The organism is Candidatus Dormiibacterota bacterium (assembly GCA_035544955.1).
Lineage (GTDB): Bacteria > Chloroflexota > Dormibacteria > CF-121 > CF-121 > CF-13.
This window is the reverse complement of the sequence record DASZZN010000014.1, coordinates 107231-131817: the sequence shown is the minus strand read 5'-3', so window position 1 is coordinate 131817 and position 24587 is coordinate 107231. Positions and strand designations below refer to the sequence as shown.

The 24587-nt window shown below is 66.6% G+C and carries 23 protein-coding genes; 9 read left to right on the top strand and 14 right to left on the bottom strand.

Annotated elements, in window-relative coordinates:
- Window positions 1–8: 8 nt before the first annotated feature.
- The 3 genes from VHK65_05895 to VHK65_05885 are packed head-to-tail and all read right to left on the bottom strand — an operon-like array spanning window position 9 to window position 2790.
- Window positions 9–1274: an MFS transporter gene (locus VHK65_05895; GenBank protein HVS05684.1), complete on the bottom strand. Its 1266-nt coding sequence runs from the start codon at window positions 1272–1274 to the stop codon at window positions 9–11.
- 10 nt (window positions 1275–1284) lie between these two features.
- On the bottom strand, window positions 1285–2109 hold the full coding sequence (locus VHK65_05890; GenBank protein HVS05683.1) for a mechanosensitive ion channel family protein: 825 nt from the start codon (window positions 2107–2109) through the stop codon (window positions 1285–1287).
- 27 nt (window positions 2110–2136) lie between these two features.
- Entirely contained in the window at window positions 2137–2790 is a 654-nt protein-coding gene (locus VHK65_05885; protein ID HVS05682.1) for a 50S ribosomal protein L25, read from the bottom strand.
- Window positions 2791–3010: 220 nt separating this feature from the next.
- Here VHK65_05885 and VHK65_05880 point away from each other — a divergent pair, with 220 nt between their 5' ends.
- Both VHK65_05880 and VHK65_05875 read left to right on the top strand, forming a co-directional pair.
- The gene (locus VHK65_05880) at window positions 3011–4237 is read left to right on the top strand and encodes a L,D-transpeptidase (protein HVS05681.1); all 1227 of its coding nucleotides are present in this window, start codon (window positions 3011–3013) and stop codon (window positions 4235–4237) included.
- A 103-nt stretch (window positions 4238–4340) separates the two neighbouring features.
- The gene (locus tag VHK65_05875; GenBank protein HVS05680.1) at window positions 4341–4559 is read left to right on the top strand and encodes a hypothetical protein; all 219 of its coding nucleotides are present in this window, start codon (window positions 4341–4343) and stop codon (window positions 4557–4559) included.
- Here the strand turns inward: VHK65_05875 and VHK65_05870 are convergent.
- The 5 genes from VHK65_05870 to VHK65_05850 form a co-directional block, all read right to left on the bottom strand.
- Window positions 4552–5394, bottom strand: a complete 843-nt coding sequence (locus tag VHK65_05870) for an MBL fold metallo-hydrolase (GenBank protein HVS05679.1) — start codon at window positions 5392–5394, stop codon at window positions 4552–4554. The genes VHK65_05875 and VHK65_05870 overlap by 8 nt on opposite strands.
- Window positions 5391–5783: a cobalamin B12-binding domain-containing protein gene (locus VHK65_05865; GenBank protein ID HVS05678.1), complete on the bottom strand. Its 393-nt coding sequence runs from the start codon at window positions 5781–5783 to the stop codon at window positions 5391–5393. Before VHK65_05865 ends, VHK65_05870 begins: the two co-directional genes overlap by 4 nt.
- 86 nt (window positions 5784–5869) lie before the next feature.
- Window positions 5870–7522, bottom strand: a complete 1653-nt coding sequence (locus tag VHK65_05860; GenBank protein ID HVS05677.1) for a methylmalonyl-CoA mutase family protein — start codon at window positions 7520–7522, stop codon at window positions 5870–5872.
- On the bottom strand, window positions 7522–8469 hold the full coding sequence (meaB, locus tag VHK65_05855) for a methylmalonyl Co-A mutase-associated GTPase MeaB (GenBank protein HVS05676.1): 948 nt from the start codon (window positions 8467–8469) through the stop codon (window positions 7522–7524). The genes VHK65_05860 and meaB overlap by 1 nt, the downstream gene beginning before the upstream one ends.
- Before the next feature lie 48 nt (window positions 8470–8517).
- Complete coding sequence (locus VHK65_05850) at window positions 8518–9861, bottom strand: LCP family protein (GenBank protein HVS05675.1); 1344 nt, start codon at window positions 9859–9861, stop codon at window positions 8518–8520.
- Between the two features lie 207 nt (window positions 9862–10068).
- Here VHK65_05850 and VHK65_05845 point away from each other — a divergent pair, with 207 nt between their 5' ends.
- Window positions 10069–10875 (top strand): hypothetical protein, encoded by an 807-nt coding sequence (locus VHK65_05845; GenBank protein ID HVS05674.1) that lies wholly within the window; start codon window positions 10069–10071, stop codon window positions 10873–10875.
- 6 nt (window positions 10876–10881) lie between these two features.
- On the opposite strand, the gene VHK65_05840 is transcribed toward VHK65_05845, so the two are convergent.
- From VHK65_05840 to VHK65_05825, 4 genes are read right to left on the bottom strand one after another with little or no spacing between them, the layout of a single operon-like run.
- A complete protein-coding gene (locus VHK65_05840) occupies window positions 10882–11757 on the bottom strand; it encodes a 3-hydroxybutyryl-CoA dehydrogenase (GenBank protein ID HVS05673.1) in 876 nt (291 codons plus the stop codon).
- The gene (locus tag VHK65_05835) at window positions 11754–12908 is read right to left on the bottom strand and encodes an acyl-CoA dehydrogenase family protein (protein HVS05672.1); all 1155 of its coding nucleotides are present in this window, start codon (window positions 12906–12908) and stop codon (window positions 11754–11756) included. The genes VHK65_05840 and VHK65_05835 overlap by 4 nt, the downstream gene beginning before the upstream one ends.
- Entirely contained in the window at window positions 12908–14050 is a 1143-nt protein-coding gene (locus tag VHK65_05830; protein HVS05671.1) for an acyl-CoA dehydrogenase family protein, read from the bottom strand. The genes VHK65_05835 and VHK65_05830 overlap by 1 nt, the downstream gene beginning before the upstream one ends.
- Window positions 14051–14078: 28 nt before the next feature.
- A complete protein-coding gene (locus VHK65_05825; protein ID HVS05670.1) occupies window positions 14079–15287 on the bottom strand; it encodes an acetyl-CoA C-acetyltransferase in 1209 nt (402 codons plus the stop codon).
- 58 nt (window positions 15288–15345) lie between these two features.
- Between VHK65_05825 and VHK65_05820 the strand changes: the two genes are divergently transcribed.
- From VHK65_05820 to hemL, 5 genes are read left to right on the top strand one after another with little or no spacing between them, the layout of a single operon-like run.
- The gene (locus VHK65_05820; GenBank protein HVS05669.1) at window positions 15346–16125 is read left to right on the top strand and encodes an enoyl-CoA hydratase-related protein; all 780 of its coding nucleotides are present in this window, start codon (window positions 15346–15348) and stop codon (window positions 16123–16125) included.
- Window positions 16122–17036, top strand: a complete 915-nt coding sequence (locus tag VHK65_05815) for a hydroxymethylglutaryl-CoA lyase (GenBank protein ID HVS05668.1) — start codon at window positions 16122–16124, stop codon at window positions 17034–17036. Before VHK65_05820 ends, VHK65_05815 begins: the two co-directional genes overlap by 4 nt.
- Window positions 17033–18586: an acyl-CoA carboxylase subunit beta gene (locus VHK65_05810; GenBank protein ID HVS05667.1), complete on the top strand. Its 1554-nt coding sequence runs from the start codon at window positions 17033–17035 to the stop codon at window positions 18584–18586. Before VHK65_05815 ends, VHK65_05810 begins: the two co-directional genes overlap by 4 nt.
- A 37-nt stretch (window positions 18587–18623) precedes the next feature.
- Window positions 18624–19889: a glutamyl-tRNA reductase gene (gene hemA, locus VHK65_05805; protein HVS05666.1), complete on the top strand. Its 1266-nt coding sequence runs from the start codon at window positions 18624–18626 to the stop codon at window positions 19887–19889.
- On the top strand, window positions 19883–21187 hold the full coding sequence (gene hemL / locus VHK65_05800) for a glutamate-1-semialdehyde 2,1-aminomutase (protein HVS05665.1): 1305 nt from the start codon (window positions 19883–19885) through the stop codon (window positions 21185–21187). The genes hemA and hemL overlap by 7 nt, the downstream gene beginning before the upstream one ends.
- Here the strand turns inward: hemL and VHK65_05795 are convergent.
- The gene (locus VHK65_05795; protein HVS05664.1) at window positions 21153–22376 is read right to left on the bottom strand and encodes an MFS transporter; all 1224 of its coding nucleotides are present in this window, start codon (window positions 22374–22376) and stop codon (window positions 21153–21155) included. The genes hemL and VHK65_05795 overlap by 35 nt on opposite strands.
- 18 nt (window positions 22377–22394) lie before the next feature.
- On the opposite strand from VHK65_05795, the gene VHK65_05790 reads away from it, so the two are divergent.
- Complete coding sequence (locus VHK65_05790) at window positions 22395–23015, top strand: SGNH/GDSL hydrolase family protein (protein HVS05663.1); 621 nt, start codon at window positions 22395–22397, stop codon at window positions 23013–23015.
- 144 nt (window positions 23016–23159) lie between these two features.
- On the opposite strand, the gene VHK65_05785 is transcribed toward VHK65_05790, so the two are convergent.
- The gene (locus VHK65_05785; GenBank protein ID HVS05662.1) at window positions 23160–24524 is read right to left on the bottom strand and encodes a cellulase family glycosylhydrolase; all 1365 of its coding nucleotides are present in this window, start codon (window positions 24522–24524) and stop codon (window positions 23160–23162) included.
- Between the last annotated feature and the right edge of the window lie 63 nt (window positions 24525–24587).

Below are 24587 nucleotides of genomic sequence, written 5' to 3'. Positions count from 1 at the left end.
GCGCTCGGTCAGCTGGCCTGACGGGGCGCGGGTTCGGAACGGAGCCGCACCTTGCCGAAGAGGAGCAGAAAGGTCAGGCCGGCGAGGAGGTAGAAGGCGGCGCTGACGGAGAAGGCGAGCTGGTAACCACCGCGGACCTGTAAGAAGCCGCTCAGCAGCGGGCCAATGCCCGCGACGCCGATACCACTGACGACGATCTGCGCCGTAGCGAAGCGTGCCCGCTGGCTCGGCTCGACGTATCCCATACCGAACGCCTGGCTCAACGGCCCCTGCAGGTTGAGCGCCAGCTGGCGGACGGTCATGATCACCAGCGCGAGCGGCAAGGTCATCAGAAACGCGAGGGCGAGGACGAGCGGAGCGCCGATGACCTGGGACGCGCCGATCGTTCGGGTCAGGCCCAGCCGCCGGCCGACGCTCGGAGCCAGCAGCGTGGTGATGGCGGTCAGCGCGGCGCCCACGGCGAACACGACGCCGATGGGGCCGGCGGTCAACCCGAACCGCTGCGCCAGGTAGAGCTGGAGGAAATTCAGGTACATGCCGGCGCCGATCCCGAGCAGCAGGATCGGGAATAAGAGGCGGGCGAAGCGCGCCACGTCGACCCGGAAGAGCTCGCGGACCGGAAACACGACCGTCGGCCGGAGCCCGGATCCGCTTGCGAGACGGATGAGGAACGGAAGGCCGACGATGGTCAGAAGTGCCATCGCCGCGAACGACGCACGGATCGCGCCCGCCGATGCGCTGGATGTGTGGTTGGCCTTGGCCGCCAGCTCGGGGATGGCGCCCCCCAACAGGTCGCCGATCAGCGCGGCTGCCCAGGCAAGCGATTGGTTGATCGCGAAAAGGGACACCCGCTCCGATTCGGTGCTGATCTGGGCCAGGAGAGGTCCACTCAGAACCTGGAGGATGGTCAGTGCCAGGGCGAACGTGCCGGCGGCCAGCACCGCGACCAGCGGCGCTCCCGCGACCGTGAGCACCAGCGAGGCGAATGCTGCCAGCCCGCCACCGCCGAGCAGGAACATCCGGTAACCGATCCGGTCGGCGAGCGCCGCGAACGGAAGCCCGATCCCGAGGAGCGCGAGCGCGGGCAGGGCATTGAACACGCCGATGAGGGCGTTGGAAAAGCCCAGCGCGCTCATATAGAGGTTGAAGACCAGGTTGAAGATCGACGCGCCGATCGAGATCAGGAGGGAGAAGGCCAGGAACTGCCGGGCAGACGGGCTGAAGCTGTCGAAGCGAGCGAGCACGCGGCGGACGCTGGCCCCTGCAATCTGCATGAGCCGGCGCCTATGTCCCGGCCGGCTTCCTAGAGGTGCTCGTCGCCTTCTCGGGCGACGCGTGGATCGCCCGGTAGATCTCCTGGCCGAGCGTAGCCTGGACCGCCAGTGGATCGTTGCGGCGGTAGTCCAGCCAGTAGCGCACTTCGAGCGTCAAGCCGCCATCGATGGCGGGCTGAAGGCCGACGTGCGGCGGCGGGTCTTTCGCAATGTCCGGCCGGCTTTGGAGCTTCTTGCGCAGCCGCTCGACGAGCCCGTCGACCGCCGCGCCATCCGGCACCTTGGCGGTCAGCGTGAAGAGGCGTGTCGGGTACCGGGTGCGGTTGATGATCGTACCGGTGTAGACCAGGGCGTTGGGGATGAGGACCTGCTCGCCCTCATTCGTTCGCAGTGTGGTCGCTCGCATCTCGATGTTCTCGACGATGCCGGTCCGGTTGTCGACGGTGATTTCATCGCCGAGACGGAAGGGGCGCTCGAGCAGGAGAAAAATGCCCGCGATGAAGTTCTTGAGGATGTCCTGGAAGGCGAGACTGAACGCAAGGGCCAGGAAGCCGAAGCCGCCAAACACCAGCGCCGGGCTTCCGAAGAGCTCGGTGAACGCCGCGACGACGCCGATGACCAGCGCGGCGAGGAACACGATCCGGTTGACGAGCAAGGCGACCTGGGGATCGGCGTGGACTCGGCGCAGCTCATTCCCGGTCAGCAGTCGCACAAGGCGAGCGAGGAGGTAAAAGGCGGCCAGGATGATGACGGCCGCGCCAACCTTGAAGAGATCCCGGGTGGTCGGGAGATATGTGCGAAACGTCTCCCACGCGCTCGCGCCGAGCGTCAGCATGGCGCCAATTGTAGGGTCGCCGCCGGGCTAACTCTCGGTGGGGGCTTCGCCTTCGGCGCCGGGTTCGGCCGCAGCTTCTCCTTCGCCGACCACTGGCACCTCGGCGGCGGCGGCCGCCGGCCCGGCCTCCTCGACCACCTCACGATGCGCCGCGACCTTGACGACGAGCTCATCGGGATCGTCGAGGATCTCGCATCCGGGCGGGACCGGCAGATCCTTGACGCGGATCTCGTCGTCGATCTCCTTCATGCTCGAGACGTCCACCGTGATAACCGGCGGCAGATCGGTCGGTAGGCACTCGACCTTGAGCGCGTGAAGGCCGCGTTGCAGATCGGCCTCCCCCTTGGACACCAGCTCGACTTCGCCCTCCAGCTCGATCGGGACCTCGGACTCGATCTTCTCGGTCAGGTTGACCTGGTAGAAGTCGACGTGCAGGAGGTCGCCGTGGCGGGGGCTGCGCTGCACCTCGCGGACGAGCGCTTTGCGCACCGGCTCGTCGCCGAGCTGGAGGTCGACCAGCTGGTTGCGGCCGACCTTTTGGAAGGCTTTGATGAACTCGCGGCCGTCGACCACGACGGTCACGGCGTCCACGTTGTGGCCGTAGACGATCCCCGGCAGACGGCCCTCCCGGCGCAGCGCCTGCAGGTGGCGGCCGCGATCCGGACGGGGCTCAAGTTTCAACGTAACCGGGGTGGTGGCCGCCAGGGCGTTTCTCCTTCGAACTGAATACGAGCGCGGCCCATCTTAACACAGCGTTTGGGGCCCGCTGAACGGCCCTTCATCGGAACTTTTCCGCCGTTCGGCCGTTACCATCAGTGGCCGAACCGCATAAAATCGGTTGACAACGATGCTGACATCATCTCTTAGATTCCTACGTCGGAACGCCCTCCGGATTGGAGCGGTGCTGGGGACGTTTGCCCTGGTAGCCAGCTTCATCTTCGTCCAGCAGATGCGGGAGGCCTTCGCGGAGCAGGACTTCCAGGCCGCCCGGGCCCAGGTGATGGCGGCCCAGGCCCGAGCCAGTGAGCTCGGGCTCGAGAAATCCGAATACTCCGACCTTCAGCGCCAGGAGCTGACCACCGCCAGCGAGACCCCGCCGGCCGCCTCGGCGCCGTTCAACGAGGAGCGGATCGCGTTCTTCTCGCGCGCGGCCGGTCAGGAGGTGCAGATCAAGCAGCAGCTCCAGACCCGGGTACAGAAGCTGCTGGTCGAAACGCATGACTCCGCCCAGTCGGCGGTCAGCCAGCTCACGACCAACCTGCAAAAGGCGAAGCAGATCGGCGTCGACGACCAGCTCCTGGTCGAATTCGACGGCCTGCCGTCGAAGGCCTCGATCGAGCTGGAGCAGGCCAGCAACGTGCGGGCCTACCGCGCCGTCAGCGCCGAGCTGAAGGCCCGGCTCTCGAAGCTCTCGCTCATGATCGCCGACCAGGAGAACGCCAACAAACTCATCGACCAGTACGCCGCCCAGGCCGCCGCCCAGGATCACGGCGACGCAAGCGTGGCCCTAGCCGCCGCCAATTCGGCACTCGCGCAGGTTCAGGGTGAGATGCAGACCGCGAGGATCTTCTCGATGGACGTCTCCGTCGTCGACGTCAATGTCCAGAAGCTCACCGCCAAGTTGGGTAGCGCCGACACCGCCGCCAAGCTCGACCAGGTGACCGGCGGGCTGATGGTGCAGGCGAAGGTGCTGGGCGACGCGATGACCCAGACCCTGCCGGACAAGGCGCTCACGATCTCGCTCGGCGAGCAGGTGATCCGGGCTTACGACCATGGCCAGCAAGTCTTCTGGAGCTACGTCACGACCGGCCGGCCCGGCCTGGAAACCGACCCCGGCAGCTTCAAGGTCTACTGGAAGGTCTCACCCTGGACCATGCACTCGCCATGGCCCAAGAGTTCGCCCTTCTGGTACCCCGACAGCAAGGTCACCATGGTGATGTGGTTCAACGGTGGCGACGGGATCCACGACGCCTACTGGCGCTCGCGCTACGGTCCGGGGACCAACGGCCCCCACTACGACCCGACCGGAGAGGACACGGGCACGCACGGCTGCGTCAATGTCCCCTACTCCAACATGGTCTGGCTGTGGAACTGGACGCCGACCGGCACCCCGGTCATTGTCTACTAGGCCAGCCGGCGGGCCCGCGGGTACGCCGTTCACAGTAGATTGCAGGTCCGAACGGCGCACGTCATTTCCTGACCAGGCGCGTTACAAAAGATGGAGCTCTTGAATGGCCATCGCCCACGCAACCATGCACCAGGTCGGCCCACACACCTGGACCTTCCAGCCCTCGGAAATCCCGGTGGCGCCGATGAAGGCGAACTGCCGCGCCTGCCGGCAGGCGGTGGGCATCCTCAACCCGTCGGCGATGGACCTGAAGACCGGAAACTACGTCGTGCGGGGCGAGTGCGAGCGGTGCGGTTCAGAAGTCCTGTTGATCGTCAGCTAGCCGGCTCGAAGCCCTCGCCGGTCCAGTAACCGAGCATCTGCTCGGTCTCGTGATAGAACCAGAGCAGATACCGCTCGCGCGCCGCCTCTTTGAGGAAGGCCGCCTTGTGCTCCATCGCCTCCAGTGGGAAAAGGTCGAGCCCGCTGACCCAGTTGACCTTGAGGAAGGCGCGCATGAAGAGGAAGTCGCCGGTGAAGACGACGGTCTGCTCCTGATCTTGGACGTACACGGCCTGGTGTCCCGCCGTGTGACCACCGGTGACGCGCACCTGGACACCCGGCGCCACCTCCTGGTCGCCGTCGACCACCTGCAACCGACCCTCCTCTTCGACGACTTTCAAGTTTTCCGGCTTGTAAGACGGTTTGCTGCGAGGATCCGGATTCCGCCACGCCTCCAGCTCCGTCGCCTGGACGACATGACGCGCGCGCGGGAAGAGCGGCGTCAGCTCGCCGTCCCGTCCAGGAGTGACCAGTGCACCAACGTGGTCGAAATGCAGGTGACTGAGGACGACCAGGTCGATATCCTGCGGCTGGAGCCCGACGCCGGCCAGCGCGTCCGGGATCCCGGGGTCTCGATCGTAGGCCCAGATGTCGCGTTCTTTGTCGGAAAGCTTGGGGCCCATGCCGGCCTCGATCAGGATGTTGGCGTCGGGCGTGCGGACCAGCATGCAATTGGTCGCCATCGGGATGCGGTTGCGGGCGTCCGGGACCTTGAGCTTTTCCCACAAGACCCTGGGCACGACGCCAAAGACGGAGCCGCCGTCCATCCGCCAGTGCCCATCGCTCAGGCAGTGGAGCTCGAACCGGCCGAGCTTTCGCGGTGCGGTCGCGATCACGCCGCCTTGAAGCCGTGATTGACGAAGTCGATGATCGATTGCAGCGACGTGCCGGGGCCGAAGATCTCGACGACGCCCATTCTCTTGAGTTCTTTGGCGTCGTCCGGCGGGATGATGCCACCCCCGAAAACCACGATGTCGGTGGCGTTGCGCTGTTTGAGCAGCTCGAGGATGCGGGGGATGAGCGTCATGTGCGCGCCGCTGTGTAGGCTGACTCCGATAGCGTCGACGTCTTCCTGGATCGCCGCTTCCACCACCATTTCCGGCGTCTGCCGCAGCCCGGCATAGATCACCTCGACCCCGGCGTCACGCAGTGCCCGCGAAACGACCTTCACGCCGCGATCGTGGCCATCGAGCCCGACTTTTGCCGTCAGGACGCGGGCGGTCATAGCCTCGTCACGTAGAGGGCGATGATGATGAAGACCGCCAGTCCCGCAATGATCCGTCCCAAGAGGGAAAAGCGCAGCTTGATCATCTAGAAGAGGATCGGCTCGCGGTAGACGCCGAAGACCTCCTTCAGCGCGGCCATGATCTCGCCCTCCGTTGCATACGCCTTGACACACGCCAGCAAGGGCGGCATGAGGTTGTCGTTGCCGCGAGCGGCGGTCTTCAACTCCTCGAGGCGATTTAAGACGCTGGTGTTGTCGCGCCGCGCCCGCAACGCCTTGAGCCGGCGCACCTGACCCTGCTCGGTCTCGGGACCGATGCGCAGGGTGGGGACATCGCCGCTTTCGCCGTCCTTGTAGGCGTTCACGCCCACGATGATCCGTTCGTTGGCCTCGAGCTTGCGTTCGAACTCGAAAGCGGCATCGGCGATCTCCCGCTGGAAGAACCCGTTCTCGATGCAGCGCAGGACGCCGCCCAGCGCATCGATCTCGTCGAAGTAGCGCTGCGCGCCGCGCTCCATCTCGTCGGTGAGCTGCTCGATGAAATAGGAGCCGCCCAGCGGGTCGATGGTGTTGGCGACCCCGGTCTCATGGGCGAGCACCTGCTGCGTGCGCAGCGCGATCTGCGCCGCGCGCTCGGTCGGCAAGGAGAGGACTTCGTCCATCGAGTTGGTGTGCAGCGAGTTGGTCCCACCCAGTACGGCCGCCATCGCCTCGTAGGCCGTCCGTGTCACGTTGTTCTCCACCTGCTGGCGCGTCAGTGACACGCCGGCCGTCTGCGTGTGGAAGCGCAGCATCCAGGACTTGGGATCGCGCGCGCCGTACTTGTCGCGCATGATCTTCGCCCACAGCCGGCGAGCTGCGCGGAACTTGGCGATCTCCTCGAAGAAATCGATGTGCGAGTCGAAGAAGAAAGAGAGCCGCGGCGCGAACTCGTCGACCTTCAGGCCGGCCTTGATCGAGGCTTCGACGTAGGCCATGCCGTCCGCCAGCGTGAAGGCGAGCTCCTGGGTAGCGGTGGAGCCGGCCTCGCGAATGTGGTAACCGGAGATGGACACGGCGTTCCAGCGGGGCATCTCGCGCGCCGCGAAGACGATGGTGTCGACCACCAGCCGCATCGACGGTTCCGGCGGGAAGATGTACTCCTTCTGGGCGATGTACTCCTTGAGGATGTCGTTCTGCAGGGTGCCTCCCAACTTCGCCGGCGAGACTCCCTCCTTCTCGGCGACGGCGATGTACATCGCGTAGAGGATCGCCGCCGGCGAGTTGATCGTCATCGAGGTGGTGATCTGGTCCAGGCGGATGTCCTCGAAGAGGGTTTCCATGTCCTCCAGGGAGTCAATCGCCACGCCGCAATGGCCGACCTCGCCTTCGCCGAGCGGGTCGTCGGAGTCGTATCCCATCAGGGTGGGCATGTCGAACGCCACCGAGAGGCCCGCTTGGCCCTGCGCGAGCAGGAACTTATAGCGGCGGTTCGTCTCCTGCGCCGTGCCGTAACCGGCGAACTGCCTGATGGTCCACGGCTGCCCGCGATACATCGAGGGATAGACACCCCGCGTGTAAGGGAACTCACCCGGATAGCCGAGCTTCTCGTCGTAGTTCCAACCCTCCATGTCGTCGGGGGTGTAGAGGGGCTGCAACGGCAGGCCCGACATCGTCTCGGCGCTATCCTTCGGCGCCGGTTTGCCGCCCCGGTAGCGGGCGGCCCATTCCTCGTAGGCCGTCTTGCGGCGAAGTGCCATCAGCTGCCTCCTTGCGGTGCCCGCTGCTCGAGGACCTCCTCGGCGAGGGCGTACGGGTTTAGTTTCCCATTCCGATTCTCGCGCACGCGCCGGCCCACGGCCGTGTCGCCCTCCAGCACGCGCCGGGCGTCCTCGCGAGCGCGGTCGGCGACCAGTGCCATGACTTCCTGCTTGAGACGCTGCTGGCGCCGTGAGGCCAAGGTCCCGCTCTCCGATAGGTAGGCCCGGTGCGCGAGGACCGCATCCCAGACCGGCTCGATCCCTTCCTCCTTGGCGGCCGACGCCAGCACGATCGGGGGGCGCCACGCCTGTTTGGGGCCGAGCCCGATTGCCTCCTGGATCAGGCGACGCGTCTTCTCCGCGCCGCCCAGGTCTGACTTGTTGATGACAAAAACGTCGGCGATCTCCAGGATGCCGGCCTTGATGCTCTGCACTGCGTCGCCCGACTCCGGCATCAACACCAGGACCACGGTGTCGCAGATCGTCGAGATCTCGAGCTCCGATTGGCCGACCCCCACGGTCTCCACCAGGATCACGTCGCGGCCGTACGCGTCGAGCAGGTGGATCGCCTCGCGGGTGGCCGCCGCCAGCCCGCCCAGGTGGCCTCGGGCGCCCATGCTGCGGATGAAGACCCCCTTGTCGAGCGTGTGGCGCCCCATCCGGATGCGGTCGCCGAGGACGGCGCCGCCGGTAAAGGGGCTGCTGGGGTCGACCGCGATCACGCCCACGGTTTGCTGCCGGTCGCGAATTACCTTGACCAGCGCGTCGGCCAGGGTGCTCTTCCCGGTCCCCGGAGCGCCGGTCAGCCCGACCAGGTAGGCGTTCCCGGTGTGGGACTGCAATTCGGCGACGAGCTGGCTCGCCTGCGGGTCCCGATCTTCGGCCAGGCTGATCGCCCGCGCCAGCGCCCGGATATCACCGGAAAGCAAGGCGCCGGCCAAACTCATCTCGATTCGATTATCGCTAACCGCGCGCTTTTCCACGCCGGAGCGCGCTCATCTGAGGGGCGCGGGGAAGGTTTTCAGGGTGAAATCGGAGCCGAGGACGACCGTGACACTCGGCCCGCTGGCGGGCGCTGGGACAGTCGTCACCACGGCACCGAAGTATTCCTGGAGCCAGGTGACCATGGCCGCCGCGCCGCCGCCGGAACCGTCAAGGATCTCGGTCTGGGTGACGCGCTGCGCGGCGGGTGGGGCGACGCTCGCCTCCCACCCCTGCGCCTGCAGGAGGGACGTCATGATGCTGGCCGGCGTCCCGATGCCGTAGGGCAGCCAGTAGCGGCGGCTCCCGTCCTGCACCTGGAAGGGCACCTGCTTCGCCAGCGCCGACCGGTCCGGAAGCGCCATCGCGAGGTAGCGATGCAGGGCGCCGTAGGTCGGGTCGAGCGGCTCGAGGATGTACTGGCCGTTGCTACTGGTGCCGCTTCGCACCAGATTCGACGTATCGATCGCGACGCGCCTGATGTCCTGGTCCTTGATCTTTCCGGCGAGGTCGGCGAGTTGCTGCATGTCGCCGGGGCGCAGGTTCGTCCGGACGTTGTCCTGCAGCGCGCCCAGTAACGACAGCATCCGCGGGATCGCGTTCAAGGAGAAGACGCGCTGACGGACGGCTAGCATGACCAGCTGCTGGCGGCGCGACCGGTCGAAGTCCGATGTCGTTTCCCGCGAGCGCGCATACTCGAGCGCCCGCTCGCCGTCGAACTGCTGCCATCCGGCATCGAAGTGGACCCGCATAATCCCGGTCGACTCGCCGGCCGGGAAGTAGGGGTCGTCGAGCGTCGTCGGGACATTGACGCGGACGCCGCCCAGCGCGTTGACGACATCGCGAAACGCCTTGAAGTCCACGCCGACCCAGTAATCGATCGGCTGGCCGGTCACCTGCGAGACCGTGGCCGCCGCCAGGTCGCCACCACCCGTGCTGGTTTTCCACTCGCCACGGACGTTGGGGTAGTTGTTGTGATCGGTTCCGATGGCGTAGGCGCTATTGAGCTTGCCCATCATGAACCCATTCCCTGGCAGTGCCGGGATCTTCACCCACAGGTCGCGCGGCACCGAAATCATGATCGCCTCGCGCGTCGCCGGACGGATCGACAGCAGCATGACCGAGTCGGTCAGGTACGGCCCGTCGTGGCCTGGCCCGCCGTAGCCGAGGAAGAGAACGTTGATGCGCTCGTCGTGCTTGATCTTCCAACCCACGGATCCCGGCTCGTCGCTCTTTGCCTGAACCAGCGCGATCAGGTCTTGTGGCTGGGCGCGGGGCGAGATCGCGTGAATGGCCGACCAGACACGAAAGACGGCGAGCCCCGAAAGCAGAAGAGCCAGCCCGACGATGACAGCCACTGCGGCGCGGGCATATTGCCACACGCGGTCTCGGCCGAGCGCTTCAGATGCGCGCCGCCGGCGCGGTTGCCTTACCAAAGTGCGCAGAAAGTCTAGCGAATCGGGCTAGGACGAATCCGGTTCATCCGTGAAATGTTGTGGATGCAGGCGAGGCGGGCGGTTCGACGAGCGCAAGGCCCGTTCCTGCTACCGGCTCGAGTTCTCTCGATGGCGTCCGGACTCCTGGCCGTCGCTCTCGGCGCGTTCTTGCTGCTCCACGAACTGCACAGCGGCCAGATCAACGGAGTCCATACGGTCGTCGCGCTGATCGTAGGAGCGATCTGGTTGGTTTGCATCATTCTGGCGTTCAGCGGCTTGCGCTTCGGGATCTTCGGCGCCGCCGCGATCGCCTTCGTTGAAGTCTCGTTGGTCGCATCCACCCACTTCGTCTCCGCCGCCGGCGCGCTCGGCACCTTTGTCAAGCACGAAGGTCTGCCGGTAGCGACGGTCGCCATGGCACTCGTGCCGGCCTGCGCCGTAGTCGTGGTCAGCGCCGCCGTGTCCTGGACCAACTCGCGCGGCCGGAACGCGAGACTGGAGACCCTACCGCTGCTGCTGGCGGCGTTTCTCGGGGCAGCGCTCGTGATTCTGCAGGCGACGGATGGCGTCCATCGGGCGGATTTCGGGATGGCGAACCCCGAGGACGGCGCCTTCGCCGCCGCCGTGACGGCTTCGCTCTGGCTACTCGGCGGCTTATGGATTGCTCGGGTGCGTCGCACGGGTGCCATCTTGATCGCGGTGGCAACTTTCATCGTCTGGTACTCGTTTGTGACGCTGCACCTCGTCACGGGCGGTACCCCGATGAGCGAGATCGCGTCGAAGAGCGGCGCGATCTGGGCCGTGATCTCCCTCGCGGCTACCATCCTGGCAGCGGCATCGTTCCTGCTCGCGCTCGGGCTGCTTGCGCTGTCGATTGTCCGTCGCAAGCCGTCCGCCCTTTCAGCTGGAAGCCAGCCGGTTCGTCGTAAGGCTTAATCCCGCTTAATCAGGAACGCGGCTGCCGTCGGGGCCGTAGCGATAGAACCCGCGACCCGTCTTTCGCCCGAAGTGACCGGCATCGACCAGCTGGCGGAGCAGGGGCGGCGCTGCGAATCGTGGATCGTGAAGCCCCTCGTAAAGAACGCCGCAGATGTAGAGGTGGGTGTCGAGGCCGACGAAGTCGGCCAGCTCCAGCGGGCCCATGGGGTGGTGCAGGCCGAGCCGGGCGCCCTGGTCGATGTCCTCCCGCGTGCCCAGCCCCTCCATCAGCGCCCGGATCGCCTCGTTGATGAACGGCACCAGCATGCGGTTGACGATGAAGCCGGGGTAGTCGAGCGAGGTGATCGGAGTCTTGCCCATCGCCTTCGAGAGCTCGAGCGTCGCGGCCAGTGTCGTATCGGAGGTATCGCGGCCGCGGGTGAGCTCCACCAGCGGCATCACCGGCACCGGGTTGAAGAAATGCATGCCGATGAAGCGATCGGGCCGCTTGGTGACCGCTGCCATCCGGGTGACGGGGATCGACGACGTGTTGCTGGCGAGGATCGCTTCCCGCCGGCAGATGCCGTCGAGACGTTTGAACAGCTCGCGTTTCGCGTCGAAGTTCTCGGTGATCGCCTCGATCACGAAGTCGGCGCGGCCCGCCGCCTCGAGGGACGTGGTCGGGTGCAGGCGACCCAGCGCCGCATCGCGCGCGGCGGCATCGAGCTTACCTTTCTGGACGAGACTCTCGAGCCGCTTCTTGATGTTCTCGACACCGCGGTTGACGAGGGTGTCATCGACCTCGCGAATCGTCACGTCCAGGCCATGGCTGATCGCGGTCTGGGCGATCCCCGCCCCCATCAGGCCGGCGCCCGCAACGTAGAGCTGTTTGATCGTCACGCCTTCTCCTTTAGCACTTCACGGGCAATCACCAATCGCTGGATCTCGTTGGTCCCCTCGTAAATCTGCGTGATCTTCGCATCGCGCATCATGCGCTCCGCCGGGAAGTCTCGGAGATAGCCGTAGCCGCCCAGGATCTGCACCGCGTCGGTGGTCACGCGCATCGCGGTGTCCGAGGCGAACAGCTTTGCCATCGACGAGCTGAGGCTGATGCCGGGCAGGTGACGGTCGAGCGCCTCAGCCGAGCCGTAGGTCAGGGCGCGAGCGGCCTCGATCTGGGTGGCCATATCGGCCAGCATGAACTGGATACCCTGGAACTGGTTGATCGGCTTGTCGAACTGGCGCCGGTCGCGGGCGTAACGGCGGGCCAGGTCGAAGGCACCTTCCGCGATGCCCAGGGCCTGCGCCGCGATCCCGGGACGGGAGTGGTCGAGGACGCGCATGGCGAGCGTGAAGCCTTCTCCTTCGTTCCCGAGCCGGTTGGCCGCCGGCACAGCCAGGTCTTCGAAAAAGAGCTGCGCCGTAGGCGATCCGCGGATGCCGAGTTTCTTCTCCAGCTTGCCCACCTTGAACCCCGGCATGTCCTTCTCCACGATGAACGCCGAAATGTTGCGCGCCACCCCTTCGCCGTTTTGATCCGTCCTGGCGAAGACCACGAGGGTGTCCGCGACACTGCCGCCGGTGATGAATGTCTTCGAACCGTTGATCACGTAGGTGTCGCCACGCCGGGTTGCTCGCGTCCGCATGCCTCCGGCGTCTGAGCCGGAACCGGATTCAGTCAATGCGTACGACGCCAGTTTTTCGCCACGGGCGAGGGGCGGCAGGTATTTCTTCTTCTGTTCCTCGGTCCCGGCCAGCGAGATCGGCAGACTGCCGAGCGACTGGACGCTGAGGATCAGGGAGGACGTGGCACAGAACTTGGCGATCTCCTCGACCGCCACGATCAGCGTCAGGGCACTCCCGCTGACGCCCCCGTACTCGGCTGAGAAGGGGATGGCAAGGATATCGTGCTTCGCGAACAGCTCCTTGATGTCCCAGGGGAACTCGCCAGACTCGTCGATCTGAGCCGCGCGCGGTTCGACCCGCTCCAGGCAGATGTCGTGGACCATCTCGCGGATCTGGAGCTGCTCATCGCTGAGTGCGAAGTCCATCAGGCGCGCTCCAGCTCGCGGGCGATGACGATGCGCTGTACCTGGTTGGTCCCCTCGTAGATCTGGCAGGCCTTGGCGTCGCGAACCCGTCGCGCCATCGGATATTCCTCGAGGTAGCCATATCCGCCGAACACCTGCAGGGCATCGAGCGTGATGTCCATCGCCGCATCGGTGGCAAAAAGCTTGGCCATCGACGCCTCTTTGGTGAACGGCAGGCCGGCATCGCACAGCGCCGCCGCCTTCCAGGTCATCCAGCGAGCCGCCCGGATCTTCACGGCGATGTCGGCCAGCTTGTTCTGGATCGCCTGCAGCTCCGCGATCGGTTTGCCGAATTGTTTGCGTTCCTTCGCGTAGGCGACGGCGTCGTCGAGGGCGCCCTGGGCGAGCCCGACCGCCTGGGCGCTGATGCCGATCCTTCCGCTGTCGAGTGCCCGCATCGCGATGCGGAAGCCCTGGCCTTCATCACCGAGGCGATCAGCGTCCTCGACGACGCAGTTCTCCAGGTACACCTCCGCGATGGCCGAGCCGTTCAGGCCCATCTTCTTGAACTTTGGTCCGACCTTCAGGCCCGGATTGTCGCCGCCCACCAGGAACGCGGTGATGCCCTCCGCGCCGGACCCCGGCTTTGTCGACGCCATGACGACGTACAGTCCCGCTTCGCCGGCGTTGGTGATGAAAATCTTGGTGCCGTTCAGGAGGTAGCCGCGGTCGCTAAGGACCGCCGTCGTCTTGAGATGCGCGGCATCGGAGCCGGCTTCGGGCTCCGTCAGCGCGAAGGCCGCGAGCTTCCTCCCCTGCGCCAGGTCGGGCAACCAACGCCCCTTCTGCTCCTCCGAACCGAAGAGGACGATGGGCTCGGTGCCGACCGAGGTGTGAACGTCGAGGATCACCGCCGTGCTGGCGCAGAAGCGCGCGACTTCCTCGACGAAGATCGCGAAGGACAGGTGGTCGAGCCCGGCACCACCATACGCGTCGGGGACCAGGATGCCGAGCAGGCCGAGCTTGGCGGCCTTGTCGACCAGGTCCCGCGGGAACTCGCTATTGTGGTCGATCGCCTCGGCGCGCGGCTTGACCTCGCGCTCGGCGAAATCCCGAGCCAGCTTGCGGATCTCCTCCTGTTCAGGGCTGAGGGACAGATCCATTAGTTACGCCTCAAACGCTCGCATGGCACTACGCGCCGCTCGCGTCGGCCGGCGGGCCGGAGTTCACGCGGACGATGGTGGCCTCGCCTTGGGCCATCCCCGAGCAGATGCCGGCCGCGCCGTAACCGCCGCCCCGCTGGCGCAGCGCATAGACCAGGTGCATCAGGATGCGCGCGCCGGAAGCGCCGATGGGATGGCCGATCGCGAGCGCACCGCCATCGACGTTGACCCGCTGCTCATCGATCCCGAGCAGGTCCATGGCGGTACACGCCACCGCGGCAAAGGCCTCGTTGATCTCGAAGAGGCTCATGTCGCCGACGCGCAAGCCGAGCTTCTTTAGCGCCGCATGGATGGACGACGCCGGCACGGTCGCGAGGTAGGGCGTATCGGCCGCGGACTCGCCGTAGGCGAGCCACTGGGCCAGCGGCGGCAGGTTCCGGCGCTTCGCCTCCGCAGCACTCATCAGCAGGATGGCGGTGGCGCCGTCATTGACCCCCGGGGCATTCCCGGCGGTGATCGTCCCGTCCTCCGTAAACACCGGCTTGAGCCGCGCCAGGCCCGCGAGCGTGGTATCCGGTCGTGGCTGCTCATCGGCCGCCACGGTTGTCGTGCCCTTTGGACTCGCCACGGCGATCGGGATGAGTTCCCCCTTGAAGGAGCCGGCTTTGAGGGCCCTTGCGTAGCGCTGCTGGCTGTCGTAGGCATACTCGTCCTGCCGTTCGCGCGAAACCTCGAACTCCTTCGCGACATTGCTGCCCTCGACCGCCATGTGGCAGCCGTTGGCCGGATCGATCAGGCCGTCGCGCACCATGCTGTCAACCAGCGCGCCGTCCCCAAGGCGATAGCCGAAGCGCGCCTTCTCCAGCAGGTAGGGCGCCTGGCTCATGCTTTCCATCCCACCGGCAACGACGGCGTCGGCATCACCGTTGCGGATCAGCAGCGCCGCCAGGTTGACGGCCTTGAGCGATGACGCGCAGACCTTGTTGACGGTCAGCGCTGGGACGCTCGTCGGCAGCCCCGCCTGGATGGCGGCCTGCCGCGCCGGAATCTGGCCCATGCCGGCGGTGATGACCGTGCCCATGATGACCTGGTCGACGTCGGCGCCGTCGACGTGGGCGCGGTTGAGGACTTCCTTGATGACGGAGGCGCCGAGCTCGGGCGCCGTCAACGTCGAGAGGCCACCGCCCAGCTTGCCGAACGGCGTGCGGGCCGCCGCGACCAGGACGACGTCCTCCACGACTGCATTCTAGAAGCGCCGTGACGGAGCGCGAAATGACGCCCCATATACTTGGCCGGTGGAGTTCAAGAACCTCCTCTACGGGCGGCGCGACGCGGTCGCCACGATCACGATCAACCGTCCCGACAATCGCAACGCTTTGAGCACGGAAACGGTGGCCGAACTCGGCGCGGCGCTCGAGCAGGCCAAGGGCGACGGGCAAATCCGGGTCATCGTGATCACGGGGGCGGGCAAGGTCTTCTGCGCCGGTGCCGACCTGAACAGCTTTCGCAGTGAGCAACCCGAGCTGGACCGTTATTTCCAGCGCCGTCAGCTCGCCGATCTCTTCCTCGCGATGACGGAGTTGGGCAAGCCAACGATTGCCCGCGTCAACGGCCACGCGCTCGCCGGCGGTTTCGGTCTCGTAGCCGCCTGCGACCTCGCCATCGCCGCCAGCGACGCCCAATTCGGCATGCCCGAAGTGAACGTCGGCGTCTTCCCGATGATGATCATGGCGATCGTCTTTCGCAACGTGCCGCGCAAAGCCGGGATGGAATTGATGCTGACGGGCAAGCGCATCGACGCCGCTGAGGCAGCCCGCATCGGTCTCATCAACCGGCACGTGCCGCCGGCGCAGCTCGACGCCGAGGTCGACACGCTCGCCGGCGAACTCGCGAAAAAGAGCCCCATCGCCATGCGGCTCGGCCTCGAGGCCTTCTACCGCATGCAGGACATGAGCTTCCCGTCGGCGATTGCCTACCTGCAGGACCAGCTCGCCCTGCTCGGCTTGAGCGATGACCTGAAGGAAGGTGTCACCGCCTTCTTCGAAAAGCGAGAGCCGCGGTTCACCGGCAAATGAGCGCGGCCCTGCGGGTCGACTGGGTGGAAGTCGGACCCCGCGACGGGTTGCAGAGCTGGCCACGGACGCTGGCCACCCCGGCAAAAGTGGGCCTCGTGGCGAGCCTGCTCGATTGCGGATTTCGACGCGTCGAGGCCACCTCCATGGTGCACCCCAAATGGGTGCCCCAGCTCGCCGATGCCGAGGCCGTGCTCGAGGCGCTGCAGGATCGGATCGATCAGCTGCGCGTACTCGTTCCGAATCGCCGCGGCCTCGACCGGGCCCGGGGTTCGGGCGTTCGAAACGTCGCGGTCACGGTGGCGGCGACCGACGGCTACAACCAGCACAACCTGAATTGCTCCGTCGAGGAGACGCTCCAGGAGATCCAGTCGATCGCCGCTGAGGCACGGCGCGACCGGATCGTGGTCGACGCGAGCCTCAGCGTGGCGTTCGGTTGTCCCTATGAAGGGGCGGTTCCGCCGGAACGGGTGGCCGAGGTCGCGGCGGCACTGGCCGATGCCGGCATCGAGGAGATCGCGCTGGCCGATACCATCGGCGTCGCCAACCCAGCGCAGGTCGAGGCGCTCTTCCAGACGTTGAAGGAGCGGCTGCCCGCGATTCGCTGGGGCGCGCATTTCCACGACACCCGCGGCACCGCGCTGGCCAACCTGCTCTCGGCGCTGGAAACCGGCGTCAACCTCTTCGAAGGTTCGGTCGGCGGCATCGGCGGCAGCCCCTTCGCCCCCGGCGCGGCCGGCAACCTCTGCAGCGAAGATGCCCTCGCGATGCTCGAGGCGATGGGCATCGCGACCGGGGTCGATGTCAGCCGGCTCATTGTGGTGTCCCGCGGACTCGAGCGCACCCTCGGCGCCCCGATGCCCGGCAGGATCCACGCCCTGGCACCGCCGGAAACGGGAAGCGTCTCGGCATGAGCGCGCCGGATCCGACGGCGAAGCAGGACGCCAAGGACCAGCTCAAGGTTCGATCCGAGACGGCGCGGGCCGGTGGGTCGGCGAAGTATGCGGAAAAACTGCGGCAGGAGCACAAGCTGCCAGTTCGACGCCGGCTCGAGTTGCTGCTCGACCCCGATTTTCTGATCGAGGACGGACTGCTCGCCCACAGCGAGGAACCCGGCTACGGCGCCGATGGCGTCGTGACGGTCATCGGCCGGATCGAGGGGCGGACGGTGTGCGTGATGGCCAACGACCCGACGGTCAAGGCCGGATCCTGGGGACCGCGCACGGTGGAGAAGATCATTCGCATCCAGGAGACTGCCGAACGGCTGCGCGTCCCGATCTTCTACCTGGTGGACTCAGCCGGAGCGCGGATCACCGACCAGGTGCAGATGTTCCCAGGGCGGCGGCACGCGGGTCGCATCTTCCACCAGGAAGTGCGACTGTCCGGCGTGGTGCCGCAGATCTGCCTGCTCTTCGGCCCCTCGGCCGCGGGCGGTGCCTACATCCCCGCCTTTTGCGACATCACGATCATGGTCGAGGGCAACGCCAGCATGTACCTCGGGTCCCCGCGGATGGCGGAGATGGTGATCGGCGAGAAGGTGACGCTCGAGGAGATGGGCGGGGCCCGAATGCACTCGACCGTCAGCGGCGTCGGCGACACCCTGGTTGCCTCCGACGAAGAGGCGATCGAGGCGGGACGGCGCTACCTCTCCTATTTCCCACAGAACTGGACGGAGACGCCTCGTCCGGCCCCCTCGGCCGAGGCCAGGCCGCCGGTGCCACTGGACACCCTCGTACCCGAGGACGAGGGGCGCGCCTTCAACATGCAGCAGCTGATCGACGGGGTGATCGACGCGGGCAGCTTCTTCGAGATCAAGAAGCTCTATGCAAAGGAGATCATCTGTGGGTTGGCGCGCATCGATGGGCGGGTGGTCGGCGTGGTCGCCAACCAGTCGATGCAAAAGGGCGGGATCCTCTTCGTCGACTCCGCCGACAAGGCGGCACGCTTCATCTGGCTGTGCGACGCCTTCAACATCCCGCTGCTCTTTCTCGCCGACGTACCAGGTTTCATGATCGGCACCGTCGTCGAGCGGCAGGGGATCATCCGCCACGGCGCCAAGATGATCGCCGCGGTGGCGGAGGCCACTGTCCCGAAGATCTCTGTGATCGTGCGCAAGGCGTACGGCGCCGGCCTCTATGCCATGGCCGGTCCGGCGTACGAGCCGAACGCGACGCTGGCATTGCCGACGGCGATGATCGGCGTGATGGGCCCGAGCGCCGCCGTCAACGCCGTCTTCTACAACAAGATCCAGGAGCTGCCGGAGGCCGAGCGCCCGGCGTACGTTCAGAAGCTCCAGGAAGAGTATCGAGAGGACATCGACCTCTACCGGCTGGCGTCGGACCTGATCGTCGACGCGGTCGTGGCGCCCACGGAGCTCCGGACCGAGCTCGTCGATCGCTTCGCCGCCTATGCGACCAGCCAGCGCCCGCGGGTGGAGCGCAAGCACGGCGTCTTCCCGGTCTGAGCGACGGCCCCTGCACGTACCATTAGGCGTGGGTCCCGTGAAGTTTGTCGTTCTTGGCCTGAGTCATAAGTCAGCACCGCTCGACGTCCGGGAGCAGGTCTTCATTCCTGAGACCGGGGTCGGCGAGTGCGTTCGCCGTCTCATCGATCACGATCTGATCGAGAGCGGCGTTCTGCTATCAACCTGCAACCGGACCGAGCTCTACGCGATCGCCTCTGCCAACGACACTCCGGATCGGCTCTTCGAGTCGTTTGGCCTGTGGCCGCACCAGCTGCCCTTCGAGGCCTGGCAGCGCTACGCGTATCGGCTCACGGGCGACGATGCGATGGATCACCTGTTCCGGGTGGCCGGCGGTCTCGACTCGCTGATGATCGGCGAGGCGCAGGTGCTCGGACAGCTCAAGCGGGCGCTGTCGCTGGCCCGGCAGGCCGGTGCGCTCGACGCCCAGCTGGAGATCATCATCCGAGGCGCGCTGCGGGCCGCCAAGCGCATCCGCCACGAAACGGGGCTTGGGCGGCGGCCGGTATCGGTGGGCCATGCCGCAGTGGCGGCGACGCAGGACGTCCTTGGCGGCCTCGCCGGCCGGAATGTGCTGCTGCTCGGCGCCGGCGAGATGAGCGAAGTGACGTTGCGCCTCTTGCGCAACCAACGGATCGGCAGCGTCTATCTCGCCTCGAGGCGATTCGAACGTGCCGACGAGGTCGCACAGACTGGCGGCGCGGCGGCGGTTCCGTTCGATGGGATCGAAGAGATCATCGGCTCGGTCGACATCATCGTCTCGTCGAGCAGCGCCCCGCACCATCTGCTCGACGCCGGCCGGGTCACGACGTTCCAGGAGCGTCGTGGCGGCCGCCCGCTGCTGATCGTCGACATGGCGGTCCCGCGCGATGTCGATCCCGACGCTGCCGGCGTTGCCGGTGTCCACCTCCTGAACATCGATGACCTTCAACGCGTCGCCGAGACCAACCGCGAAGCACGCGAGGCCTTCGTTCCCGCCGCCGAGGAGATCGTTGCGGAAGAGGTGCGAGCGACGGGGCAGGCCCTGGATGCTCGCGAGTCGGCGCCGACGGTGCAAGCGCTGGTGAGTCGCGTGGAGCGCTTGCGCGATGGTGTGCTCGAGCGTCATCTGGCGCGGGTCCCGGCGAGCGAGGTGGAGACGCGCGAGGCCATGCGCGACCTCGCCGATGCCCTGACCGCCAAGTTTCTCCACGGCCCAATCCGCGCGCTCCGCGAGAGCCCCGACCCGACCCTGGAAGCCGCCGTCATCAACGACGCCTTCGAGCTCGACCGGAACCCATCGTAGGCATCGATCGGTCGGCCGCGCTCTTCGAGGAGGCACAGCGCCTGATCCCGGGCGGCGTCAACAGCCCGGTGCGCGCCTATCGCGCCGTCGGGGGCAACCCACCGTTCATCGCCCGCGGCCAGGGCCCGTGGATTTTTGATGTCGACGGCCATCGCTACCTGGACCTCGTCTGCTCCTGGGGACCACTCATCCTTGGCCACCGGCCGACCGCCGTCCTCGAGGCGCTGCGCGCCCAGCTCGAGCGTGGCTGGACGTTCGGCGCCCCGACCGAGGGCGAGGTACGTTTGGCAGCGGCGGTATCGGAGCGGATGCCGGCCATCGAGATGCTGCGACTGGTCAATTCGGGGACCGAGGCGGCGATGTCCGCCGTCCGGCTCGCGCGCGCGGTGACGCGCCGGTCCAAGCTGATCAAGTTTGCCGGCGGGTACCACGGGCACGCCGATGCGTTGCTGGTCGAGGCGGGCTCGGGCGTCGCCACGCTCGGTATCCCCGGCACGCCGGGGATCACGCCCGGAGCCGCGGGGGACACCCTGGTCGTCAGCTACAACGCGCTCGATGAGGTCGAGGCGGCCATGAACCGCTGGCCAGGCCAGGTTGCGGCGATCATCGTCGAACCGGTTGCGGGCAATATGGGCGTCGTGCCACCGTCGCCAGGCTTTCTTGCAGGATTGCGAAAGCTCACCACGAACGATGGCAGCCTGCTGATCTTCGATGAGGTCATCACGGGATTTCGCGTCGCCCGGGGTGGCGCGCAGGAACTGTACGGCGTGACACCGGATCTGACCTGCCTGGGAAAGGTCCTTGGCGGTGGTCTTCCCATCGGCGCCTACGGCGGCCGCCGGGAGGTCATGGACCAGGTCGCACCGGCCGGGCCCGTCTACCAGGCCGGGACGCTCTCCGGCAATCCGCTCGCCGTGGTGGCCGGGCTTGCCACGCTGGACGCACTCGACGACCACGCCTACCGGCGGTTGGAGGGCGCGGGAGCTCGCGTCGCCGCCGGGCTGCAGTCGTCTGCGGCCGCAGCCGGGATCTCGCTAACCGTCAACCGAGTGGGGTCGATGCTGACACCCTTCTTCACCGACCAGGCCGTTCGCGACTACGCCGGGGCCAAGCAGGCCGACACGGCGTTTTTTGCCAGCTGGTTCCAGCGTCTCCTGAAGAAAGGGGTCTTGATTCCGCCCGCACAGTTCGAAGCGTCCTTTGTCTCGACGGCGCACGACGAGGAAGCTCTCGCCTTCCTGCTGAGCGTGCTGGGCGAGTCCTTTACCGGGCTTCGGCCGGCTGTCGCGCCGGGATAAGCGTAAGGGCGGCAGCCACCGCGACGACGTTGATGGCAGCGCCGAGCAGCAGGGGCAGGGCGATCGAGTGCTCGAGCAACGGGCCGGAGAGCGCGGATCCGATCGGGATCCCTGCAAAGTTGAGGCTCATCGATACAGCAAAGGCGCGGCCGAACCAGGCAGGGTCCGTGCGCCGCTGACGAAGCGCGAAGATCCCGACGTTGATGACCGATCCGGCCACGCCCTCGACGACGGCGACGGCGAACACCACGGGCAACGAGGTCGCGAACGCCAGCACCGCCAGCGCGGGTACCTGGATCGCCATGCACGCGGCGATCAGCCGTCGCTCGCGTCCCTCGGTGCTGATGCGGCCGATCAGTAAGCCCGCTACCAGGCCGGCTAGGCCGAAGACCGCGAACACCTGCCCCACGTTCGCAGCGTTGCCGTGCAGCTGCCGCAGCACGAGAACGGGGATGCCGACCGGGACGACGCCGTATCCGAGGTTGCAGATGAACAAGGCGATCGCGAGGCCGCGCAGGCTGCGGTGGCGAACGACGTAGAGGAGCGCCGCCCATGCGTCGCCAATCAACGATCCCCCGGACTCCGTGCGGGCGATCGGTTCGTGGACGCCGATCAGCGAGACCGACGCGATCGCCGCCACGCTCGCGGTCGCGAGCAACGCGGCCTCTGGACCGAACCGCGCTACGACGACGCCCGCGATCGCCGGACCGATGACCGCCGTGAGTGAATACATGCTGGTATCGAGCCCATTCGCGCGGTCCCAGAGCGCTCGCGGCAGCATGAGTGGAAAGAGCGAGCGAGCGCCGGTGATGCTCAGGATGTTGCTCACGCCAAGCACGGACACGATGATCAGCAGCAGCGGCGGCGGCAGCCGGTGCCCGAGCGACAGGACGACGATCGTGGCCATGAGAACGGCCGTCACCGCGTAGTCGAGGATCATCAGCCGAAGGCGTCCCTGGCGGTCGAGCAGCGCGCCGGCAATTGGACTCAACGCAAGCCCCGGAACGATCGCGAGCAGAACGGTCAGGCCCGCCAGGCTCGGCGATTGATACCGCTGCAGGACGAACAGCACCAGAACGATCTCCCACATCTGCCCGCCGAGACGTGCCAGGAGCGTCCCCAGCACCACGCGAGCGAAGCCCGGCACCCGGAGCAACGCGGCATACGAGGGCTCGACCGATCCAGGCACGGGTCCTAACATCGCCTTGTGGAATCTATCCGATACCTGGCACTCGGCGATAGCTACACAATCGGGACGGGGCTCGAGCATGAGGCGCAGAACTTCCCGAGCCTGCTGGCCGGGCGCCTGAGGCAGCTGCTGAGCATCGACGTCGTACTCATCAATCTCGGGGTCAATGGATACACCACGACCGATCTGATCCGTGAAGAGTTGCCGGTCGCGCGGAGGTCAGCACCGGAGCTCGTCAGCATTCTGATCGGGGCCAACGACGTCGTGCAGGGATCTGACGATGCGACCTACCGCGCGAGGTTGACGCAGATCTATGAAACCGTCAAGAGCCTTGGATTGCGCTCAGCACGAGTTATGGCTGTCTCCGTCCCGGACTTCTCGCCGCTTCCAGGCGCAGCGCCCTTCGGCACGCCCAGTCACCTGCGGGCGCGAATCGATGCCATCAACGACATCGCCCGTTCAGAAGCCGCCTCTCGCGGTTTCCAGTACGCGGACATCAGCGCGATCAGCCGGGAAACCAACCGCGGCGATGGCTGGCTCGCCGGCGACGGCCTTCATCCAGGTCCGGCGCAGCATCGGGCCTTTGCTGACCACCTCTGGGAGGTGGTGGGTCCGACATGGACGTCCGTACGGGGATGAGAGGGCGATGAGAATGCGGGCCCGGCCCCGCACGGCAGAGGTCGGCCGGCCGGAGTAGCGTGATCGCCAGGTTGGCGGCAAGGGTCGACGCAAAGGCAATGAATCCACGAATCAGGCCGTACCGAACCCAGACCGGCGCGTGCGCTATGCGGTCCGCAGCGTTACCTGACATCCCACACCTGCTTCGAGTTGAAGCGTCAACCTCCCCGTTGTCGCGTCCCAATGGGAACTATTGACGCAGGTGCCGCCGACGATCGGTCCCGTCAGCGTGAGCGCCGACCACCCGATCGCGACGGGCTGATCCGCGTGCCCCGCGTCCACCCGGATCGTGAGCGTCCCGCGTAGACCATCGCCGCGGCCGGCATGAACGCCCGTCGGCGCGGCGATCATGTAGGGGCGGGCGAGGTGGCGCAGCACCTCGGTGTTCACGAGCTGGCCGGCCCGGTCCACCATGCCCCACCACCGGCTCTCGCGCCACTGCCACCAGGCCCAGCCGATCCCGAGGTCGTCGGCTTCATCGAGGGCCGCGTCCGCATAGGAGGTCGCCCCCGTCGCGCCCAGGTCGTAGCCGATCTCACCGACCCAAAGGGGCGCGGGCACCTGAGCCGCTTCCCTGACGCGCTGCTGAAACCGCTGGCGGAGATAGCTAGGGTCGCCGTTCCACTGGGGCGGGACGAGGGAGCCCTCGTAGACGTGGGTGCCATACACGACATTCGGCGCCTTGAGGTGGACGACCACCGTGTTCAGCGAGAGCAGCAGGATGCCCTCGACGAAGAAGAGGTGGTTCGAGTCGACGGTACCGATCGCCTCGATCGCCTCCTTGAACATCGGCCAGAGATAGGACTTCTCGAAGATGCGAGGCGGGATGGGCAGCGGGTGCGCCTCATTGAAGATGTCGTACCCGGCGACCCCGGCGTTGTCCCTGAAGCGGGCCGCGACCGCCTGCCAGGTCATGTAGAAGTCCCTTTTCCAATCGGACGTCAGCCAGAAATAGGTGTCGGACGTAAAAGCGGCGGGCGAGAGCGCCGGGCTCCAGGATTGATGCAACGGATTCCAGTTGGGAATGCCGATCGTCGCCCATGCCGGCGCGCCGGAGTAGCCGAAGCGTGGGCTCCATCCAAGGCGAAAATGCATATCGAGGATGACCCAGAGGCCGTGCCGGTTCAGCATGGCCACCGCGCCGGCGACCCGATCGAGATAGGCCTGGTTGATGCGGCCGCGGTCCGGCTCGAGCCGCGACCAGTCGATCCCGAGGCGGACGACGTCGAAGCCCGCCTGCGCCATCAACGTCGCATCCATCTCGTCCAGGGGCGCGGGCGGATCGTTTGGATAGGAAACCAGCGCGTCGTCGTTGAAACCGCGCAGCAACACCTTGCGCCCGAGGCCATCGACGATCTGTCCATTGGCCGTCCGTAGCCAGACTTGCGATCCATCGCCGTAGCGCGGCGGGGGGACGGACGCCGTCATGCTGCCCGCCGGGAGGTAGGCGATCACAGTGAGGACGACCACGACGAGCATTAGCAGGAGGCCCGCCCGGCGTAAGCGGCGAAAACGGCGGCGGCGCGGAGCACG